14 protein-coding genes are annotated in these 18,012 nt (G+C 71.0%); 6 read left to right on the top strand and 8 right to left on the bottom strand.

Annotation, left to right across the window (positions count from 1 at the left end):
• Positions 1 to 60: 60 nt before the first annotated feature.
• Genes AB0B20_RS04715 through mtnA form a run of 6 tightly spaced genes read right to left on the bottom strand, consistent with a single transcriptional unit; the run spans position 61 to position 5,011 of the window.
• The gene (locus tag AB0B20_RS04715) at positions 61 to 867 is read right to left on the bottom strand and encodes an S-methyl-5'-thioadenosine phosphorylase (RefSeq protein ID WP_357386709.1); all 807 of its coding nucleotides are present in this window, start codon (positions 865 to 867) and stop codon (positions 61 to 63) included.
• Entirely contained in the window at positions 840 to 2,063 is a 1,224-nt protein-coding gene (locus tag AB0B20_RS04710; RefSeq protein WP_357468120.1) for a pyridoxal phosphate-dependent aminotransferase, read from the bottom strand. Before AB0B20_RS04710 ends, AB0B20_RS04715 begins: the two co-directional genes overlap by 28 nt.
• Positions 2,064 to 2,750: an acireductone synthase gene (gene mtnC / locus AB0B20_RS04705; protein WP_357386713.1), complete on the bottom strand. Its 687-nt coding sequence runs from the start codon at positions 2,748 to 2,750 to the stop codon at positions 2,064 to 2,066.
• Positions 2,747 to 3,331 carry a cupin gene (locus AB0B20_RS04700; protein ID WP_357386715.1) on the bottom strand — a complete coding sequence of 195 codons (585 nt, stop codon included), beginning with the start codon at positions 3,329 to 3,331 and terminating at the stop codon, positions 2,747 to 2,749. The genes mtnC and AB0B20_RS04700 overlap by 4 nt, the downstream gene beginning before the upstream one ends.
• Positions 3,332 to 3,359: 28 nt before the next feature.
• Positions 3,360 to 3,980, bottom strand: a complete 621-nt coding sequence (gene mtnB, locus AB0B20_RS04695) for a methylthioribulose 1-phosphate dehydratase (RefSeq protein ID WP_357468117.1) — start codon at positions 3,978 to 3,980, stop codon at positions 3,360 to 3,362.
• On the bottom strand, positions 3,977 to 5,011 hold the full coding sequence (mtnA, locus tag AB0B20_RS04690; RefSeq protein ID WP_357386719.1) for an S-methyl-5-thioribose-1-phosphate isomerase: 1,035 nt from the start codon (positions 5,009 to 5,011) through the stop codon (positions 3,977 to 3,979). Before mtnA ends, mtnB begins: the two co-directional genes overlap by 4 nt.
• 269 nt (positions 5,012 to 5,280) lie before the next feature.
• Here mtnA and AB0B20_RS04685 point away from each other — a divergent pair, with 269 nt between their 5' ends.
• Entirely contained in the window at positions 5,281 to 8,403 is a 3,123-nt protein-coding gene (locus AB0B20_RS04685; protein ID WP_357468114.1) for an amino acid adenylation domain-containing protein, read from the top strand.
• A complete protein-coding gene (locus AB0B20_RS04680; RefSeq protein ID WP_357468111.1) occupies positions 8,400 to 9,818 on the top strand; it encodes a class I SAM-dependent methyltransferase in 1,419 nt (472 codons plus the stop codon). Before AB0B20_RS04685 ends, AB0B20_RS04680 begins: the two co-directional genes overlap by 4 nt.
• 52 nt (positions 9,819 to 9,870) lie before the next feature.
• Here the strand turns inward: AB0B20_RS04680 and AB0B20_RS04675 are convergent, their stop codons facing one another.
• Positions 9,871 to 10,428 (bottom strand): dihydrofolate reductase family protein, encoded by a 558-nt coding sequence (locus AB0B20_RS04675; protein ID WP_357468108.1) that lies wholly within the window; start codon positions 10,426 to 10,428, stop codon positions 9,871 to 9,873.
• 221 nt (positions 10,429 to 10,649) lie between these two features.
• Here AB0B20_RS04675 and AB0B20_RS04670 point away from each other — a divergent pair, with 221 nt between their 5' ends.
• A complete protein-coding gene (locus AB0B20_RS04670; protein ID WP_357386727.1) occupies positions 10,650 to 12,251 on the top strand; it encodes an MFS transporter in 1,602 nt (533 codons plus the stop codon).
• Positions 12,252 to 12,341: 90 nt separating this feature from the next.
• On the opposite strand, the gene AB0B20_RS04665 is transcribed toward AB0B20_RS04670, so the two are convergent.
• On the bottom strand, positions 12,342 to 12,974 hold the full coding sequence (locus AB0B20_RS04665; RefSeq protein WP_357386729.1) for a MerR family transcriptional regulator: 633 nt from the start codon (positions 12,972 to 12,974) through the stop codon (positions 12,342 to 12,344).
• A gap of 1,220 nt (positions 12,975 to 14,194) precedes the next feature.
• On the opposite strand from AB0B20_RS04665, the gene AB0B20_RS04660 reads away from it, so the two are divergent.
• From AB0B20_RS04660 to AB0B20_RS04650, 3 genes are all read left to right on the top strand, one after another.
• Complete coding sequence (locus AB0B20_RS04660) at positions 14,195 to 14,992, top strand: AraC family transcriptional regulator (RefSeq protein ID WP_357386731.1); 798 nt, start codon at positions 14,195 to 14,197, stop codon at positions 14,990 to 14,992.
• A gap of 83 nt (positions 14,993 to 15,075) precedes the next feature.
• Positions 15,076 to 16,659 (top strand): tyrosine 2,3-aminomutase, encoded by a 1,584-nt coding sequence (gene cmdF / locus AB0B20_RS04655; protein WP_357386733.1) that lies wholly within the window; start codon positions 15,076 to 15,078, stop codon positions 16,657 to 16,659.
• 12 nt (positions 16,660 to 16,671) lie between these two features.
• Positions 16,672 to 18,009 carry a condensation domain-containing protein gene (locus AB0B20_RS04650; RefSeq protein ID WP_357386735.1) on the top strand — a complete coding sequence of 446 codons (1,338 nt, stop codon included), beginning with the start codon at positions 16,672 to 16,674 and terminating at the stop codon, positions 18,007 to 18,009.
• Positions 18,010 to 18,012: the final 3 nt, after the last annotated feature.

Here is an 18,012-nt window from a genome sequence, read left to right as displayed (position 1 = left end):
CCGGTGACGACAGGGGGACCGTCCTGCGGGAGGACGGTCCCCCTGTCATTCCGGCAGGCTTCACCCCGGCAGGACGAAGGGGATGGTGAGCCCGTCGTGCGCGTGGGCGCACCGGCATTCCCCCTGGTCACCGAGCCCCGCCACGGTCCGCAACACGAGTTCGCGCAGCCGCTCGACGTTCTCGGAGAACACGCGGAAGACCTCGTCCTGTGCCACCGCGCTCTCCTCGTCGATGCCGGCGTCGAGGTCCGTGACGAGGGCGATCGAGGTGTAGCACATGGCCAGCTCGCGAGCCAGCGACGCTTCCGGAAGGCCGGTCATGTTGATCAGCGACCAGCCCTGCCGAGCGTAGTACTGCGACTCGGCGCGGGTGGAGAACCGCGGGCCGTTGATCACGACCATCGTCCCTCCGTCGACGGCGGGCTGCCCGAACTCGGCCGCGTTCTTCACCACCGCGGCCCGTCCGTCCGGGCAGTACGGATCCGCGAAGCCGACGTGCACGGCGCCGGTGTCGAAGAAGGTGGCGGCGCGGCCACTGGTCCGGTCGACCACCTGGTCGGGCACGACGAACGTGCCCGGCCCGAGCTCGGGGCGCAGCGAGCCGACCGCGCAGGGGCCGAGGACCTGGCGTACGCCGAGCGACCGCAGGGCCCAGAGGTTGGCACGGTAGTTGATCACATGGGCCGGGTGCCGGTGGCCCTTGCCGTGCCGGGGCAGGAAGACCACCTCGCGGCCGCCGACCACGCCGCGCACCAGACTGTCGGACGGCTCCCCGTAGGGAGTCTCGACGCTGACCTGCTCGGCTTCCTCCAGCAGCGAGTACAGCCCGCTGCCACCGATCACACCGACCGGCGTGCTTCCCGCCATGATGCCGCTCCTTCCCGCTGCTTCGTGGTGCTGGCGAACTCGGCCAACCGGCCGGCGGCGGTGGCGATCACCGCGTGACTCTTGCAGAACGCGAACCGGACGAGGTGCCGCCCCGCCTCGGTGTCGGCGTAGAACGCCGAGCTGGGGATGGCGACCACGCCCGCCTTGGTGGCCAGGTCCTGGCACAGCGCGGTGCCGTCGAGGTAGCCGACCGACCGGGCGTCCGCCTGGAGGAAGTAGCCCGCCTCGCAGGAGAAGCACTGCCATCCGGACGAGGTGAGCGCGTCCCGTAGCGTGTCGCGGGCGGCCATGAGACGCGCCCGGAGCTCGTTCAGCCAGCCGTGCCGTTCGGGCAGCGCCGCGGCGACGGCGTACTGGAACGGCGTGCCGCCGGCGAAGGTGAGGTACTGCTTCACCGTCCGCACGGCGGCGACCATCCGCGCGGGCCCGCACGCCCAGCCGATCTTCCAGCCGGTGGCGTTGAAGGTCTTGCCCGCGGAGGAGATGGTGAGCGTTCGTTCCGCCATCCCCGGCAGCGAGGCCAGCGGGACGTGCCGGATCCCGTCGAAGGTCAGGTGCTCGTAGACCTCGTCGGTGACGGCGATCAGGTCGTGCCGGCGGCAGACGGCGGCGATGTGGGCCAGCTCGGCCGCCGAGAACACGGTGCCGGTCGGGTTGTGCGGCGTGTTGACCAGCACCGCGCGCGTGCGTGGGGTCACCGCCGCGGCGAGCTCGTCGGGATCGAAGGTGAAGCGGTCGTGCTCCGGACGCAGCGGTACGGTGCGCCGGCGGGCCCCGGCCATGGTGATCGCCGCGCTGTACGAGTCGTAGTAGGGCTCGAACACCAGGACCTCGTCGCCCGCCGGGACCAGAGCGGCGATCGCGGCGGTGATCGCCTCGGTGGCGCCCGCGGTCACGAGGATCTCGGTGTCCGGGTCGTACGGTGTGCCGTAGTCGGCCGACCGCTGCTCGGCGATCGCGCGGCGAAGCTCGGGCACACCCGGCAGCGGCGGATACTGGTTGTGCCCGGCGAGCACCGCCTCCGCTGCGGCCTTGAGCAGTTCGGGAGGGCCGTCGCTGTCCGGGAAGCCCTGACCGAGGTTGATCGCGCCGGTTCGGTTCGCCAGCGCGGTCATCTCGGCGAAGATCGTGCTGCGGAAGGCCGCGAACTTGGGGACGAGCACGTCGTTGCTCACTCAGGCCACCTCCGTTCTCGCGCCGAACCCGGCGAGGTCGTCGACCACCCGGTGGGTGCCGAAGTCGGTCTCGCAGCCGGGCCGGCGTACGCCCACGGCCCGCCAGCCCGCCGTCCGGGCGGCGTCCAGCTCGGCCCGGCTGTCGGACAGGAACAGGATGTCGCTGCCGTCCGCGCCGATGGCGTGCGCGATCCTCCGGTAGGAAGCCGGGTCCCGCTTGGGGCCGCCGGTCACCGTGTCGAAGTGCCCCGCCAGGTAGCCGAGCAGATCCCCCTGGTCGCTGCGGGAGAACCAGAGCCTCTGGGCGAGCGCGGAACCGGAGGAGTAGATCCAGCAGGGCGTGCCGAGCCGGTGCCACTCGGCGAGTGCCGGCGGCACGTCCGCGTAGAAGACACCGGACAACTCACCGGCCAGAAAACCCTGCTCCCAGATCAGCCCGTGCAGCGTCTTGAGCGGGCTGTGCTTCGCGTTCTGGTCGTGCCAGTCGAGCAGCGTCCGTACCACGTCGTCGAGGTCGTAACCGTCGCCGAGCAGGCCGCGAACCCCGGCGACCACCTCGCGGGTGCCGGGGCGGTCCTGCCGCACCCAGCTCTCGATCCGATCGCGGGCGTAGGGGAACAGCACGTCGTGCACGGCTGACAGCGGGCTGACCGTGCCCTCGATGTCGAGGACGACCGCACCGGTCATGAGGTGGACGCGGGAGCGAGCAGTTCGTCGAGGGTCGGGATCCGGGACGCGATCTCCGAACCGGTGAACTCGGCCACCCAGCCGTCCTCCTCCTGGAAGAACCGGATGGCGCAGAAGTGCGGCCGGGTACCCATGTCGAACCAGTGCGTCGTGCCCGCCGGGACCGACATCAGGTCACCGGCCGTGCAGACCACGGCGTAGACCTTGTCACCGAGGTGGAGGTAGAAGCATCCGCTGCCCTCGACGAAGAAGCGGATCTCGTCCTCGTCGTGGGTGTGCTCGTTGAGGAACTTCGTCCTGGCCGCCTCCGCCTTGGCCGGCCACTCCGGGTCGGCGTCGTTCGGCACCATCCGGACCACGTCGACGAGCGGGTACGGGCCCTCGGCCGAGAGCCGCTCCACCTCGGAGGCGTAGGCGGCGAGCACCTCCTCCTGCCCGGCGTCCGGGGCCAGCGGGACGGTCGCCCAGCGCTCGAGCCGGATGCCGTGCGGCGCCAGCTCGGCGGCGATCTCGGCGATGTCCTCGGTGCGCGTCAACACGTTCGTACCGTCGTCCTTGGGCATGACCTGTAGCAGGGTCATCTCAGATCTCCTTGTCACTGATGGCACGTCATGAGCGGTCGACCAACAACGTGAGCTGGCACATCGCCTCCAGGCATTCCATGCGGTTGCGGGCGATGTCCAGCGTCGGCCCCCACGTGGTCGCCCCGTGATTGCCGATGAGCATCACCGGCGGCGCGTCCGCGGCGATGCGGTCGAGGACGTCGCCGGCGATGTGGGGCACGTGGGCGTGGTTGTCGAACACCGGAACGACGACCTTGGACGGATCGGAGAGTCCGAGCCCTTTGATGATCTCCAGGTCCGTGAACGTCACGTTGTCGGCGCCGCGCCGCGCCGCCAGGATCGCCGTCGCGGTGGCGTACGGCGGGTGGGCGTGGACGACCGCCTGGGACTCGGCGGACAACCGGTACAGCGCCGCGTGGATGGTGGTCTCGGCCGACGGCCTCGGGGCGTCGGCCCGCACCGGGCGCGCGTCGTCGATGCGGACCTCGACCACGTCGGCGCCGGTGATCGAGCCCTTGCTGACGCCGCTGGCGGTGATGAGGGCGGTCTCGCCACCGGGCATCCGGATCGAGAGGTTACCCGCGGTGCCCTCCAGCCAGCCGCGGGTGTAGAGCGCGGCGGCGGTCTCGGCCAGGGCGTTGCCCGCGCCGTCGACGGACCAGGTCATGAGACCGGCTCACCCACTGGCGGTGCCGACAGCGGCGTCGTCAGCGGGCGGAACGGCCCGGATTCGGTGACGACGGCGGTCACCAGCTCCGCGGGCGTGACGTCGAACGCGGGATTGAACACAGCGGTGCCCGCCGGCGCGACCTCCACCCCGCCGAACGCGGTGACCTCACCGGCCGCGCGCTCCTCGATGCGGATCTCCGTACCACTGGCCAGCGACATGTCCAGGGTCGACTCGGGTGCGACGACGATGAAGGGGACGCCGGCACGGTGCGCGGCCAGCGCGAGCGAGTAGGTGCCGATCTTGTTGGCCACGTCTCCGTTCGCGCACACCCGGTCCGCCCCGACCAGGACGCAGTCCACCATGCCCGAGGCCAGAGCGGCCGGCCCGGCCGAGTCGACCAGCATGCGGTGCGGGATGCCGGCCTCGGCCAGTTCCCACGCGGTGAGCCGGGCGCCCTGCAGCAGCGGCCGGGTCTCACCGAACAGCACCTCGGCCACGTGGCCGGTGCCGGCGAGAACGCGGATGGCGCCGAGCGCCGTGCCCCACGCCGCAGTGGCCAGACGGCCCGTGTTGCAGTGGGTCAACAGCCGTAACGGCTTCCGCCCGCACAACCGCCGGACGAGTTCGGCGGCCTCGTCGGCGGCTGCGCGGTTACGCTGCTCGTCCTCGACGAGGATCGCGTTCGCCTCGGCGAGCACGGCGTCGGCACCGCCGCTGAGCTCGCCGATCACCCGGCGTACCGCCCAGCTCAGGTTCACGGCGGTCGGCCGTGCGTCGGCTATCCGCCGGGCGTCGGCGCGGACGGCACCTTCGTCGCAGACGCCGTCGCGCGTGTGCGCCCGCGCCGACATCGCCACCGCGAGCGCACCGGCGACTCCGATGGCCGGGGCCCCCCGGATGGCCAGGCGCTGGATGGCGTCGATCACTTCGCCCGGCGTGGTGAGCCGCAGCAGCCGGTACTCGTGCGGCAGGGCGCACTGGTCGACCGCTTCGACGGCACCGTCCCGCCAGGCGATGGAGAGACTCATGCGCGTCAGTCTCGCAACCGGCCGGGCGGGCGGGCATCTTCGATCGTGCGGACAGTGCCGAGGGCGGATCCTCGGTCGTGCGGACGGCCAGCCCACGCGGGCCGGCAGTGGCGGTAGAGCAAGGCGAGAGGTGCGTTGCGTCTCCGGAATCGAGAAGCATGGCTGCATCGACAGAGATGCCGAGACCGGTAGGGGTGGCGATGACCACGAACGAACTCGACCGTGCGCCAGTCGGACCCGGCGGAGTTGATCGCAGGGAATGGGCCAGAGTGGCGGCCGAGGTGCTCGGGTGCGCGACCGAGACGATCGAGGAGCGCGCCGACACCGCATCCTTCATCGATCTGGGCGGCACCTCCCTGCGAGCGGCCGACTTCGCCGCCCGGGTCGAGCGCCGGCTGGGCGTCGCGCCACCGTTGCGCGCACTGCGGGCGGCCGTGCCGCTCACGGAGGCCATGGCGCAGGCGACCGCGTACCAGCCGGTGTCGGCCGGCGACGACAGCACCGCCGTGGACCGGCCGCTGCTGACCGGCCAGGCCGGCATGCTCCTGGCCGAGGACATGATCGACGGTCGCCCGGTGCGGGTGATCTTCACGGCGGAGAGCGCCGTACCCTTCGATCCGGAGCGGCTGCGGTCGACGCTGGCCGCGCTCACCCGCAACCACGAGGCACTGCGCACCATCTTCACCTCCGGCGCCGCCGCGCGTGCCGAGCGCGAGGCCGCCGCGTCCTCCCACGGCGGGTACGTCTCCGGGTCTCCGGGCGACGACTTCAGCCGCCGGGTGCTGCCCAGCTGGGAACCGCGGCTGATCGAGCAGCGGCTGTCACCGCCGGCCGGCGGTGACGTGGTGGCCATCGTCCACGGCCAGCTCTCGGCCGCGCCGGGGCTGCTGCGGCCGTTCGAGGAGCCGCCGATCCTGTTCGTGCACACCCGGGTCGAGGGCGGACCCGACCTGCTGAGCGTCCTGTTCCATCACACGTTGATGGACGGGTGGGCGCTGGGCCGGTTCTGGCACGCGTTCGCCCACGCGTACGCCACGGGCGTCGCCGAGCCCGGGCCTTCGCCCGACCTGATCGCGGCCTGGCATCGGGAGATCAGCGAGAACGGGCGGCTGGCGGAGCTGACCCGGCTCGCCGTCGAGGACCTCGCGGGGCTGCCCGACACCGTGCCACTGCCCGTCGACCGCAAGCGGCCCGAGGTCCCCGACGTGACGGGCGTGCACCTGCCGTTCAGCCTGAGCGCCGAGCTGCGGAACCGTGTCGAGGCGACCGCGCACCGGCTCGGCGTGCCCCACACCGTCGTCGTGTGCAGCGCCTGGGCGATGGCCGTGGGGCGTCGGGCCGGTCTGCGGGACCTGGCCATCGGCGTCGCGATGTCCGGGCGGGAGGCCATTCAGCTGCACGACGTGCTCGGGCTGTGCGTGCGGATCGTACCGGTACGTTTCCAGATCGGCGGCACCCGTACGGTCGCCGAGCAGCTGCGCGCCTGGGCCGCCTCCTGGTCCGCCGCCACCGGCCGCTCCGAGCTGCCGTTCGAGGAGATCATCCGGGCGCTCGGGAAGGAGGAGGTCCGCGATCGGACGCCGGTCATCCAGGCCGTGTTCGAGGCCCACGACGAGCTGGTGGGCGACCGGCTGCGCGCGGGTGGGCTGGACCTGCGGCTGCACGAGGGATACGGCGGCTCGTCCATGATGGAGACGACGCTGTTCCTCACCAACTGGGGTGAGCGGCCGTCGTTGCAGCTGGAGTACCAGCCGAGCGTCTTTCGGCCGGACGAGGCGGTCGCCCTGATCGAGGGCTTCACGGCGGCGCTCGAGGAGCTGGTCACGGACCTGGACGCGCCGGTGTCGACGGTGCGGGCCATCTCGGCGGGGCAGCGGCGGTGGCTGGAGGAGCTCTCCGACGGGCCGGCCACCGACTGCGAGGCGGATCTGTGGCACCTCTTCGAGGAGACGGCAGAGCGTTTTCCGGACGAGGTGGCGGTCGATGACCTGACGTACGACGAACTGCTCGCCGCCGTGCGTACCCAGGCCGCCGCCCTGGCCCAGGTCCGCCCGGGCGACCGCGTCGTGCTGGCCGTACCCCGCGGCGTCGCCGAGGTCGTGGCCGTGCTGGCGGTGCTGCATCGAGGAGCGACCTACGTGGCGGTGGACCAGGCCGCCCCACGTGACTGGCTCGCCCAGATCCTCCGCCAGGTCTCGCCCGTGGCCGTCATCGGCGCGCCCGAGGTGGCCGAGCTGGCCGGCCGGCCGTCGGTCGAACCGTGGACGCCTGCGATGCCGCTGGAACCCGGGCCTGAGCCGGCGCCCGCCGACCCGGGCCGCTTCGCGTACATCGCCTTCACCTCCGGCTCCAGCGGAAGGCCCAAGGGCGTTCCCGTGCCGCACCGCGCGGTGGTCCGCCTCATCCGCGACGCCGACTATGCGCGCAAGGGCCCCGGCGAGCGCTTCCTGCGGGCCGCGCCCCTGGCGTTCGACGCGTCCACGTTCGAGATCTTCGGGTCGCTGCTGTCCGGCGCCGGCCTGCAGGTCCTTCCGGACGGGCCGGTCGCCCCGACCGAGCTGGCCCGGTTCCTGATCGAGCGTGAGGTCACCGTCGCGTTCCTGACCACCGGCCTGTTCCGGCTCATGGCCGACCACCGGCCCGAGGCGTTCGCGCGTATGCGTCAGGTGATCACCGGTGGTGAGGTCACACCGCCACAGCAGGTGCGGCGCGTGCTGGAACGCCACGAGGGACTGCGGATCAGCCTCGCCTACGGCCCGACCGAGTGCACCACCTTCACCACGATCCACCACTTCGACTCGCCGGCCGAGGTGAGCGACCCGCTGCCGATCGGCCGGCCACTGACGGGCACACGGTTGTTCGTGCTCGACGACGAGGGTCACCCCGTGCCGCCAGGCGCGGTCGGTGAACTCTGCGTCGGCGGCATCGCGCTCGCCGAGGGCTATCTGGACCAACCCGAGGAGACCGCCCGCGCCTTCGGCGCGAAGGCGCCGGACACGGGCGAGCGCCTCTACCGCACCGGAGACCTGGTGCGTTGGGACGGTCGTGGTCGCCTCATGTTTGTCGGTCGCCTCGACCAGCAGCTCAAGGTACGCGGGTTTCGCGTCGAGCCCGAGGCGGTGGCGCGGCGGCTGCGCGAGCACCCGGGAGTGCGCGACGCGGTCGTCGTCGGCGAGGGCAAGGTCGCCGACCAGCGGTTGATCGCCGGGGTCATCCCTGAGGGCCCGGCCCCGTCGGCGGCCGAGCTGCGGGCCTGGGTGGGCCAGACGCTGCCGGCCTGGGCCGTGCCGGAGCTGTGGGCCTTCATCGAGGCGTTCCCCCTCACCAGGAACGCCAAGGTCGACCTGCGGGCGCTGGCCGCGCAGGCGGTGGCGATGGGGAGCGGGCGATGACCGGCCTTGAGACCGTCCTCGGCACGCACCCCCGGGTGGAGCGTGCGGCCGTGGGAGACGGTGTGATCTATGTGGTACCGGCCGACCCACGGCAGCCCGAGTTCGTCACGCGCTGGCGCCGGCTCTATGACGACCTCTACTCCGCCGACTCCGAGGCGGCCGGGCACACCTCCGACTTCAGCGGCTGGACCAGCAGCTACACCGGAGAGCTCATCCCGACCGACCAGATGGAACAGTGGCGCGGGGCGACCGTCCGCCGCGTGCGTGCCCTGAAGCCGTCGCGGGTGCTCGAGGTCGGCGTCGGGTCGGGACTGCTGCTCTGGCACCTGGCCCCCGACTGCGTCGAATACCGGGCCACCGACTTCTCGCCGGTCACCATCGCGAAGCTGCGGGCCCGGCTGCGGGGCGCGGGCGTTCCCTGGGCGGGCCGGGTGCACCTGCGGGCGGCCGAGGCCGTCGAGACCGACCGCTTTCCCGAGGGTTACTTCGACACGGTGATCCTCAACTCGGTGACGATGCACTTCCCCGGGCACGGGTACCTGCGCCGGTTCATCGAGCAGGCGCTGCGGGTGCTGGCGCCGGGCGGCCGGTTGTTCGTCGGTGACAACCGGAACCTGAGCCTGCTGCCGCAGTTCCTCACCGAGGTGCAGCGCACACGCGACCCCGCGGCCTCGCCGGCCGAGATCCGTGACCGGGTACGCGAGGCGGCCGTCACCCAGCAGTGGATGCTGCTCGCCCCGGAGTACTTCGTCGCCACGGCGCGGGAGCTGCCGGACGTGGTGGGCGTCGACATCCAGCTCAAGCGCAGCTCCGCGGTGAACGAGCTGACCAGCTTCCGGTTCGACGCGGTCCTGCACAAGGGGCCGGCACCGGTCCGCTCACTCGCCGGTGTGCCCCGGCTGCGGTTCGGCGATCTGCCCGACGGTGCCGATCTCACCGGACTCACCCGTCAGCTCACGGAGCGGGCGGGCGAGGACCTGCGGGTGACCGGTATCCCGAACCGGGCGCTGACCGCACTCGTGGCCGCGGCGGATGCCATCGAGCGCGCCGAGCCGGTCCCGCCCGGGGAGGCATGGGGTTGGCTGCCGGAGGATCTGCACCTCCTCGCCGAGCGCCTCGGCCGTACGGTCGTGGTGACCGCATCGGCGCGTCCGGACGAGATGGACGCCGTCTTCCTCGGCACCGACGCGGCCGAGCCGCTGACCGACCTCTACGAGGTGCGGGAACCGATCGAGTCGGCGGCGCACTACCTGAACCACCCACAGGCGGCGGAGCTGGCCGAGGACATACGCCGCTTCGTCGCCGAACGGTTGCCCGAGTCCGACGTCGCCCCGATCAAGGTCGTCAGCGCGCTGCCTCCGGCCGTCGAGAAGCGGCTGCGCGACCTCGGCCGGCACGACGGGTCGTGTCGTTGACGGCCGGTCCAGGCCGGCCGGACGGCCAGGGGCGCACGTCCGTCACGGGCGTTCAGAGATCACGGATCGGACGGTAGCGGACGGTGAGCTCGGCCAGCGGGTCTTCCTGCAGTGTCGCGCGCAGCCGGATCGGGGTGCCGCCCGGGTTGTCGTACAGCCGGATACCGTCGCCGAGCAGCACCGGTGCGATGTGCAGGTCGATCTCGTCGATGAGGCCGAGCTGGAGCAGCTGCCGGCCGATCGAAGCGGAGTGGATCTCGACGTTCTTGCCGTTGGCGGCCTTCACGGCGATCCGCAACGCCTCGGCGACGTCACAGGTCAGGAACGTGACGCCGGGCGACGGCTTGGCGTCCTCGGGGTGGTGGGTGAGGATGAAGACCGGTCCGTCCCAGTCGCCGTAGGGCTTGGTGTCGCCGTACTTGTCGTAGCCGTCCCGACCGCCGAGCACGGCGCCGAGGGTTTCGATGTACGGCTCGATGATCCCCGGAGTGTCGGAGAGACCGTCCATCCAGTCCATCGAGTGGTCCGGTCCCGCGACAAAGCCGTCCAGGGACATGGAGAAGTGCCAGAGCACCTTGCCGTCGGCGGTCTGTGGCGTGAATTCGTGCATGGTGACCCCCAGCCTGGTTGCGGTTTGCAATCGGTGCACCATATGCCAAAGAGGAGTGGATCGCAATCAATTCGGGGGTGGTGTGTGCCGCGTGTCGGAGCCGCCGGACGTCACCTGGGCAAGCTCGAAGAACAAAACGGACATTGAGTTCGATAGTCTTGCTCCCCGCTGGAGGCCCGTCCCGGGTCCACCGGTGACGGAACGGACCAGGAGGATGCCTGATGCGACCCCCCACTGACGACATTGAGCCGGCTCGGGCCGGCAGACGCGAGTGGATCGGGCTGGCGATGCTGGCCCTTCCCGCGTTGCTGCTGTCCGTCGATGCCAGCGTGCTCTTCCTGGCACTCCCGCAACTGAGCACCGACCTGGGCGCCACCGGCGTCGAGCAGCTCTGGATCATCGACGTGTACGCCTTCCTGACCGCCGGGTTCCTGATCACCATGGGCGGTCTGGGCGACCGGATCGGCCGGCGCCGGATTCTGCTCGTGGGCGCGGCCGCCTTCGGGCTCATGTCTCTGCTCGCGGCGTACTCGACCACCCCCGAGATGCTGATCCTCGCCCGGGCCCTGATGGGTGTCGCGGGCGCCACCGTGATGCCGTCGGCGCTCGCCCTGATCAGCAACATGTTCCGCGACCCACGGCAGATGGGCCTGGCCGTCGCGGTCTTCATCGGCTGTTTCATGGGCGGCGCGGCGGTCGGTCCGGTGGTCGGCGGTGCCATGCTGACCAGCTTCTGGTGGGGCTCGATCTTCCTTATCAACGTGCCGGTGATGCTGGTGATCGTGCTGGCCGGGCCGGTGTTGCTGCCGGAGTACCGTGGCCCGGACGGCGGCAGGATCGACCTGGTCAGCGTGGTGCTGTCGCTCGGTGCGATCCTGCCTGTCATCTATGGCCTCAAGAAGCTGGCGCGCGACGGGTGGGCGGTCCCGCCCGCGCTCGCCCTGGTGGCCGGGCTGGTGATGGGCTTCCTGTTCGTGCAGCGGCAGAAGCGCCGGCGGGATCCTCTGCTCGACCTGAAGCTCTTCCGGCATCAGGCTTTCACCGGCGCCCTCATGATCATGATCATCGGCTCGGTGATGATGTCCGGCATGTCGCTGATCTTCACGCTCTTCCTCCAGTCGGTGCGCGGCCTGACGCCGCTGGAGACCGGGCTCTGGAGCGTTGTCTCCGCGGCGGCGCTCGTCTCCGGCTCGATGACCGCGCCGATCCTGGCCCGGAGAATCCGCCCCGGCGTGGTCATCGCCATGAGCCTGGTCGCGTCGGTGGCCGGCTTCCTGCTGATGACGCAGGTGCAGAAGACCGGCCCGCTGGCCCTGCCGATCGTCGCCATCGCGTTGGTGTCGTTGGGCGCCGGCGGTTTCGCGTCGATCGCCACTGGTCTCGTGGTCAGCTCGGTGCCTCCGGAGCAGGCCGGCTCGGCGTCGTCGGTCTCGTCGATGAGCGGCGAGCTGGGCGTCGCGTTGGGCATCGCGGTGATCGGCACCATCGGCACGAGCATCTACCGTGGCCTGCTGGATGTGCCGGCGGGCGTGCCGGGAGGCGTTGCCGAGACGGCCCGGGAGAACATCACGGGCGCGGTCGCCGCGGTGGCCGGCCTCCCGAGTTCCACCGGCGCGGCCCTGCTCGAGGACGCACGCGCTGCCTTCACCACGGCGCTGCAGAGCGTGGCGGGGATCTCCGCGGTGATCGCCACGATGCTGGCGGTGGTGGCTGTCACGGTGCTGCGCCGGTTCCCACCCACGGGCGGGACGCCGGATGCCACGGGCGACGGCGATCCTGCGGCGGGGCCGGCGGTGACCAGGGAGGCGTCGGCCCAGGTCTGACGCCGCCGCGAAACGCAGACGCCACCCCCGCCGGGGGTGGCGTCTGCCGTTGTGGAGGGCGGGGGCGAGCCGGGACGATGCGGGCGGCCGTCAGTCGAACCGCAGGGCGACGTGGTGCTCCAGAGCCATCCTGCGGATCGCGGTCAGCGCGACCTCGAGCAGGACGCTGCGGGCGGCCGCCTCCCCCCGGTTGGGCTTCTCGGGAGAGAGCAGGTCGAGCTCTCGGACGACGAGGCGCTCAGCCGCCTCGGCGTACGGGGAGAAGAAGTCCATCTCGCAGTCACAGCCCAGCTGTCGCAGTGCCGCCAGCACCTGCGCCAGGTGGCTGCTGACGGGCGATTCCGGATCGACCCGCCAGCCGTGCTCCTTGATCAGGATTTCGACGTCCTCGCGTGCGGCACGCAACACGTCGGCGTTGTCCGGCCGGGGATCCTCCTGCGGGACCTGCGTGCGGTTGATGACGTCGAAGAGCCCGGGAAGGGGGAGTGCCTCGTCTCCGATCGCGGTGAGGAGGGCGCGGACCGTGGTGAGGTCGAGTTGGCCGATGGTGGTGAGCGCGCGGATCAGTCGTAGCCGACGCAGGTGTGCCTCGCCGTATACGGCCTGGTTGCGGCCGGTCGGCTCGCCCGGCGGGAGCAGGCGTTCGCGCAGGTAGAACTTGATCGTGGGAACCGGTACACCGGTCTGTTTGCTCAGATCCGATATTCGCATGGAAACCCCCATATTCCGCGGGCATCTGTTCCCTGCATCAGTTCGTCCCGCGAGCCCGGTGTGATTGTACTTTGACGGGCCATGTCGTGGCTGTGTGAAAGAAGACGGGTGCCCTGGTTGACACCAAAAGCGGCACCGACCGGAGCCGAGGCCGCTTACGGTCGCACTACGTAACTGTGGCGGATCGTTAACTCGCCGGCCCGACGGTGCCCGGAGTCGATTATCACTGCCGTTTTCTACCGTCGGGTAATAGCGATTGATTGAGGTGGGCCGTCAATTAGCGGACAGTATTGACGGGTGGAGTCCGGCGGCGCGCGCCTCAGGCCGCTGCCCAGCGTGGTGCGTCACGGGTGCCGCGACGGTGCTGGCGGGAATCTCATTGAGTCGCGTTGCCGACGGTCTCCCTCGTGCGGATGGATTGTGCGGGCATGCATATTGTCGATGCGGCACGTTTCCGGTGTCTTCTCTGTCCGTGCTAGGTAGCGTCGCGGCTACGGTGCGTGACGAGGTTGGCGCCCTCGCCCTGCTTCATCCAGGGCCGCGGCGTGCGCCGTGACCGGGTGTGGTGGTCCGGGGTCGGCTTGCCGCGGCGGACCACCGGGTGGGCCGACCGCAGGTCGGAGTGCTCGGGCCGGGGGTGAAGCGGGGTGCGCGGCGTCCGGGGCCTGCCAGGGGTCGTCCGGCGGTCGACGCGCGGCCGGCGTCGTGGGTGGGTGGTTCGGGCCGGCGGGCGCGGGCGGGGTGTCGGCTGCTGACCGTCCTGTGTCGATTTGTAATGCCAGTGTGGCCTGGTCTGTCCAGGCGGGCGAAGTCGTTTCTGAGAAGAGTCGGCGGACCGGCTGCTAATGGTGTAGAACGTCCGTATTCGAGCACTTCATGAATGAATGCTGCATCGACGGTGTCGATTTTAGGTTCAAGCATCGGCGAGTATCAGTATCCATTCCGGCAGATGTGCCCTGGGCTGCGGATTCCGGCGGCAGCAGATAGTTTCAATATCCAGAACTACTTCACGTGTGCGCTGCGTACCCGGGTGGTAAGTGGAGGGTATTGATCGCCCACAGGGGGTCGGCTAGCCTGTCTCCGGGGATCAAAGAGTTCCACATCGATCGATGGTAACGCTGTCCCGAGAGCAATTTGGGCGATTATTTTTATGTCGCTGTCCAGGCGACCGTAAATTGTCGTCAGAATTGCGCTGCCACTCTAGATTCGTCAACTGTCATGAGGGGGAGACCATGCAGGACGTTGCCGAACGGGCCGTGCTACGGGCGATCGAAGCCATGCACGAGCGGCTGGGCGATGAGCTGACCGTCGACGACCTGGCTCGCGCCGCGATGTTCAGCAAGTTCCACTTCACGCGGATCTTCCAGCGGTTCACCGGCGTCTCGCCCGGCCGCTTCCTGTCGGCGTTGCGCCTGCAGAAGGCCAAGCAGCTGCTTGTCTCCACGTCGATGAACGTCGCGGACATCAGCGTACGGGTCGGGTACAACAGCGTCGGCACGTTCAGCTCGCGCTTCAGCCGCAGCGTCGGCATGTCGCCGACCGTGTACCGCCGCCGCGCCGGCTACGCCGCCGCCATCCAGGCCGCCACCGACAGCGCGAGCCGCCGATCGAACGCCCGGCTGTCCTGCCGGCTGCGGCTGCCCGAGTCGGACGACGCGGTGATCTTCCTGGGCATGTTCGCCCACCGGATCCCGGAGGGCCGACCGGCGCGCTGCGCGGTGCTGGAGCAACCCGGCCGGGTCGTCTTCAACTCGGTGCCCGTCGGCACCTGGTACCTGCTCGCGCAGTCGGTGTCGCTGGACGGAGCCGGAACCGGGACGGACATCGCCGACCGGCCCGTGTCGGTCGCCACCTACGGCCCTTTCACGGTACGGGCCGACTCGACGATCATGGCGGATCTCGAACTGCGGCCGGCCCGCGACCTGGACCCGCCGGTCCTGCTCGCCCTGCTCGACGCACGCAAGTACGCGATGGAGCGGATGAGCGAGGAGCGGGACACCCAGCCGGAATTCGAGCGCAGCGCCGCCTGACCGGCGTCACTCCTCCGCCAATCGGACGCGGCCCGGCAGCCGGGACAGTGACCATCCGTTTCGCCACACCAGGAGGGAGCGTCATGACCACGGTCGGTACCGGCGTCCACGTCGCTCTCGACGGCGCGACGCTCGGCCTTCCCGATCTGCGCCGGATCGCCGAGGACCACGTGCCGGTCGCGCTCGGCACCCGGGTGCTGGAGCGCGCGGCCGTGAGCCGGCAGCAGGTCGAGCAGACCGTGCGGCAGCACCTCCCGGTGTACGGGGTGGCCACCGGCTACAGCGAGATGGTCCGCCTGCTCACCGAAGCGACCGACGAGACCGAGTTGCGGACCGGCCTGGTACGCGGTCACAGCGCCGCCGTGGGACCGCTGCTCGGCGAGCCCGAGGCGCGGGCCGTGACCACCGCACGACTGAACGCCCTCGCCAAGGGGCCGTCGGCGGTTCGGCCCGTGGTGCTCGAACGTCTCGCGCTCCACCTCAACGAGGGTCTGACGCCGGCCGTGCCGGAGACCGGACTGCTGGGCGCCGACGGGGACCGGGCCGCGCTGGCCCACATGGTCGGCACGCTGCTCGGCGAGGGGCACCTGCTGCGGGACGGGGTGCGGACGCCGGTCGGGCCGGTGCTGCGCTCGCTGGGCATCGAGCCGCTGCGGTTGGACGTCAAGGAGTGCCTGGCGCTGCTCAACGGCACCTCGGCCATGACGGGCGTGGCCGCCCTGGTGGCCGAGCACGCGCTGGCGCAGGCACGGCACGCCGAGATCGCCGCGGCGCTGGTCGTCGAGGTGCTGCAAGGCTCGCCGAGCCCGTTCCAGGCGGCCGGCCATGAGGCCCGCCCGCACGCCGGCCAGATCGCCAGCGCCGCCAACATGCGTGCGCTGACCGGCGGCAGCAGGCTGATCAGCGACCACGCGGACCGCCGTCGGCGAGTGGCCGCCAGGATGACGGGCGGCAACGGCGACGGGGCCGTGTTCGGCGCCGACGTCGTTCTCCAGCAGGCCTACTCGTGGCCCTGCGTCCCGCAGGTGATCGGCGCGGTCCGGGACACCCTCGGGCACGCCACGCGCACGCTCGAGATCGAACTCAACTCGGCCGACGACAGTGCGCTGTTCCCACCGGACCGGGACGTGCCCACCGGCCAGCCGGTCGCCTTCGTGATGGACTTCCTGACCATCGCGCTCGCCCGGCTCGGCGCGTCCTCCGCCCGGCGCAGCAGCCGGCTGCTCCACCGGCGCGTCGACGACGGCCTGCCGGAGAGCCTGATCAAGGGCGGTCCCGGCTCCGCCGGCACGCGGTACCGGGCCACCGCGCTGGTCGCGGAGAACCGGACGATCGGTCCGGCCAGCACCGGCGGCCCGCCCGGTGACGACGACGAGGACCGGGCCAGTGCGGGGCTGGTCGCCGCCTGTAACTGCCGGCGGGTCCTGGGCAACAACTTCCTCATCCTCGCTTTGGAGCTCCTCGCCGCCGCTGCGGCGGTGGACGTCTCCGGGCGCCTCGACCGCCTCAGCCCGGCTGCCCGGGTCACCTACAGCACCGTCCGGTCGCTGGTGCCCACCCTCGCCGACGACCGCTACCTGGCCGACGACGTCCAGTCGGTCGCCGACGAGTTGGCGCGCGGCACGTTGCTCGACGCCCTCGACGACGCCGGCATCAACCTCCAGTAAGGAGAAGTTCCCATGACCATCACTCCGGAAGCTCCGCAGGCGCCCAGCGCGCTCTCGCTGCAGCAGCAGTTCCTCTGCATGTTCGCCCAGGGCTTCGAGGCCGGGCCGTTCGGGCCGCACTACGTGGAGGTCGGCGGGTGGCGCATCCACGGACGCGTCGACGGGCAGGTCCTGCGCCGGGCGTTGGCCGACGTGGTGCAACGGCACGAGGCGCTGCGTACGGTGCTGCACCTGGAGAACGGCGGCGGCACCCAGAGCGTGCTGCCCGCCCGGCCGCCCGAGCTGCGCGAGGTGGAGCTGGACGGCTCGCCCGGCGTGGACCGGGACCAGCGCGCCGAGGAACTCATGATCGAGATGGAGACCCGGCCGTTCCCGATCGACGAGGTTCCGTTGATGCGGGCCGTGCTCGGCCGCTTCGACGAGCAGGACTCGGTGCTGGTGCTCTGCACCCACCACAGCGCCGCGGACGTCTGGTCGCTCCAGGTGATCCTGCGGGACCTGGCGGAGTGCTACGCGGCGCGCGTCGCCGGGGACGAGCCGCGGCTGCCCGAGGCGACCCAGTACCGCGACTACGTCTCCGCGCAGCAGGAGGAGGCCGCGGGGCCGACGGTGGCGGCCGCACGTGCCTACTGGCGTGAGACGCTGCGCGGCGCCCGGATCCTGGTCGAGCCGACGCACCGCAACGAGCAGGCCCCGGCGACGAGTTACCACCGCTTCACCACCGACGAGCACCTCAGCACCGAGGTGTCCCGGCTGGCCCGGGAGACGCTCAGCTCGCCGTTCATGGTGCTGCTCGCCGCGTTCGCCGTCTTCGTCCACCGGCGCACCCAGGCGACCGACATCACGGTGCCCACGTTCGCCCCGGGCCGCCAGCGCGGCTTCCAGGCCACGGTCGGGTCGTTCTTCAACTTCCTCCCGCTCCGGGTGGACCTGCGCGACTGCCGCTCCTTCCGGGACGTCGTCACCCGCACCAGGACTGCCTGCGTCGGCGCCTTCAAGCACGAGCTGCCGCTGCTGCACGTGCTCGCCGAGGCGCCCGAGCTGATGGCCTCGGTGAGCCCCGACGCGGTGCCGTGCCTGTTCCAGGCCGTCCAGCCGCCCTACCTCATGCAGGGCAAGCGAATCGGCGACCTCGAGTACACGGCGATCTGGCGGCGGGTCAAGCCGCAGCCGGTCGGCTCCGAGACCCCGGACGGCATCATCTGGTCGATGCACCTGGGCAAGACCGAAGTGGTCGGTGGGCTCAGCTTCAGCCGCCACCTGTTCGAACGCGCCCAGATCGAAGAGCAGGTGGCCGGATACCTCGGCGTGATCGCCGAGATGGCGGCCGACCCGGACGCGGCGATCTGAGAG

The sequence above is a fragment of the Micromonospora sp. NPDC049151 genome, assembly GCF_040648395.1.
Lineage (GTDB): Bacteria > Actinomycetota > Actinomycetes > Mycobacteriales > Micromonosporaceae > Micromonospora.
This window is presented reverse-complemented; position numbering and strand designations above follow the sequence as displayed.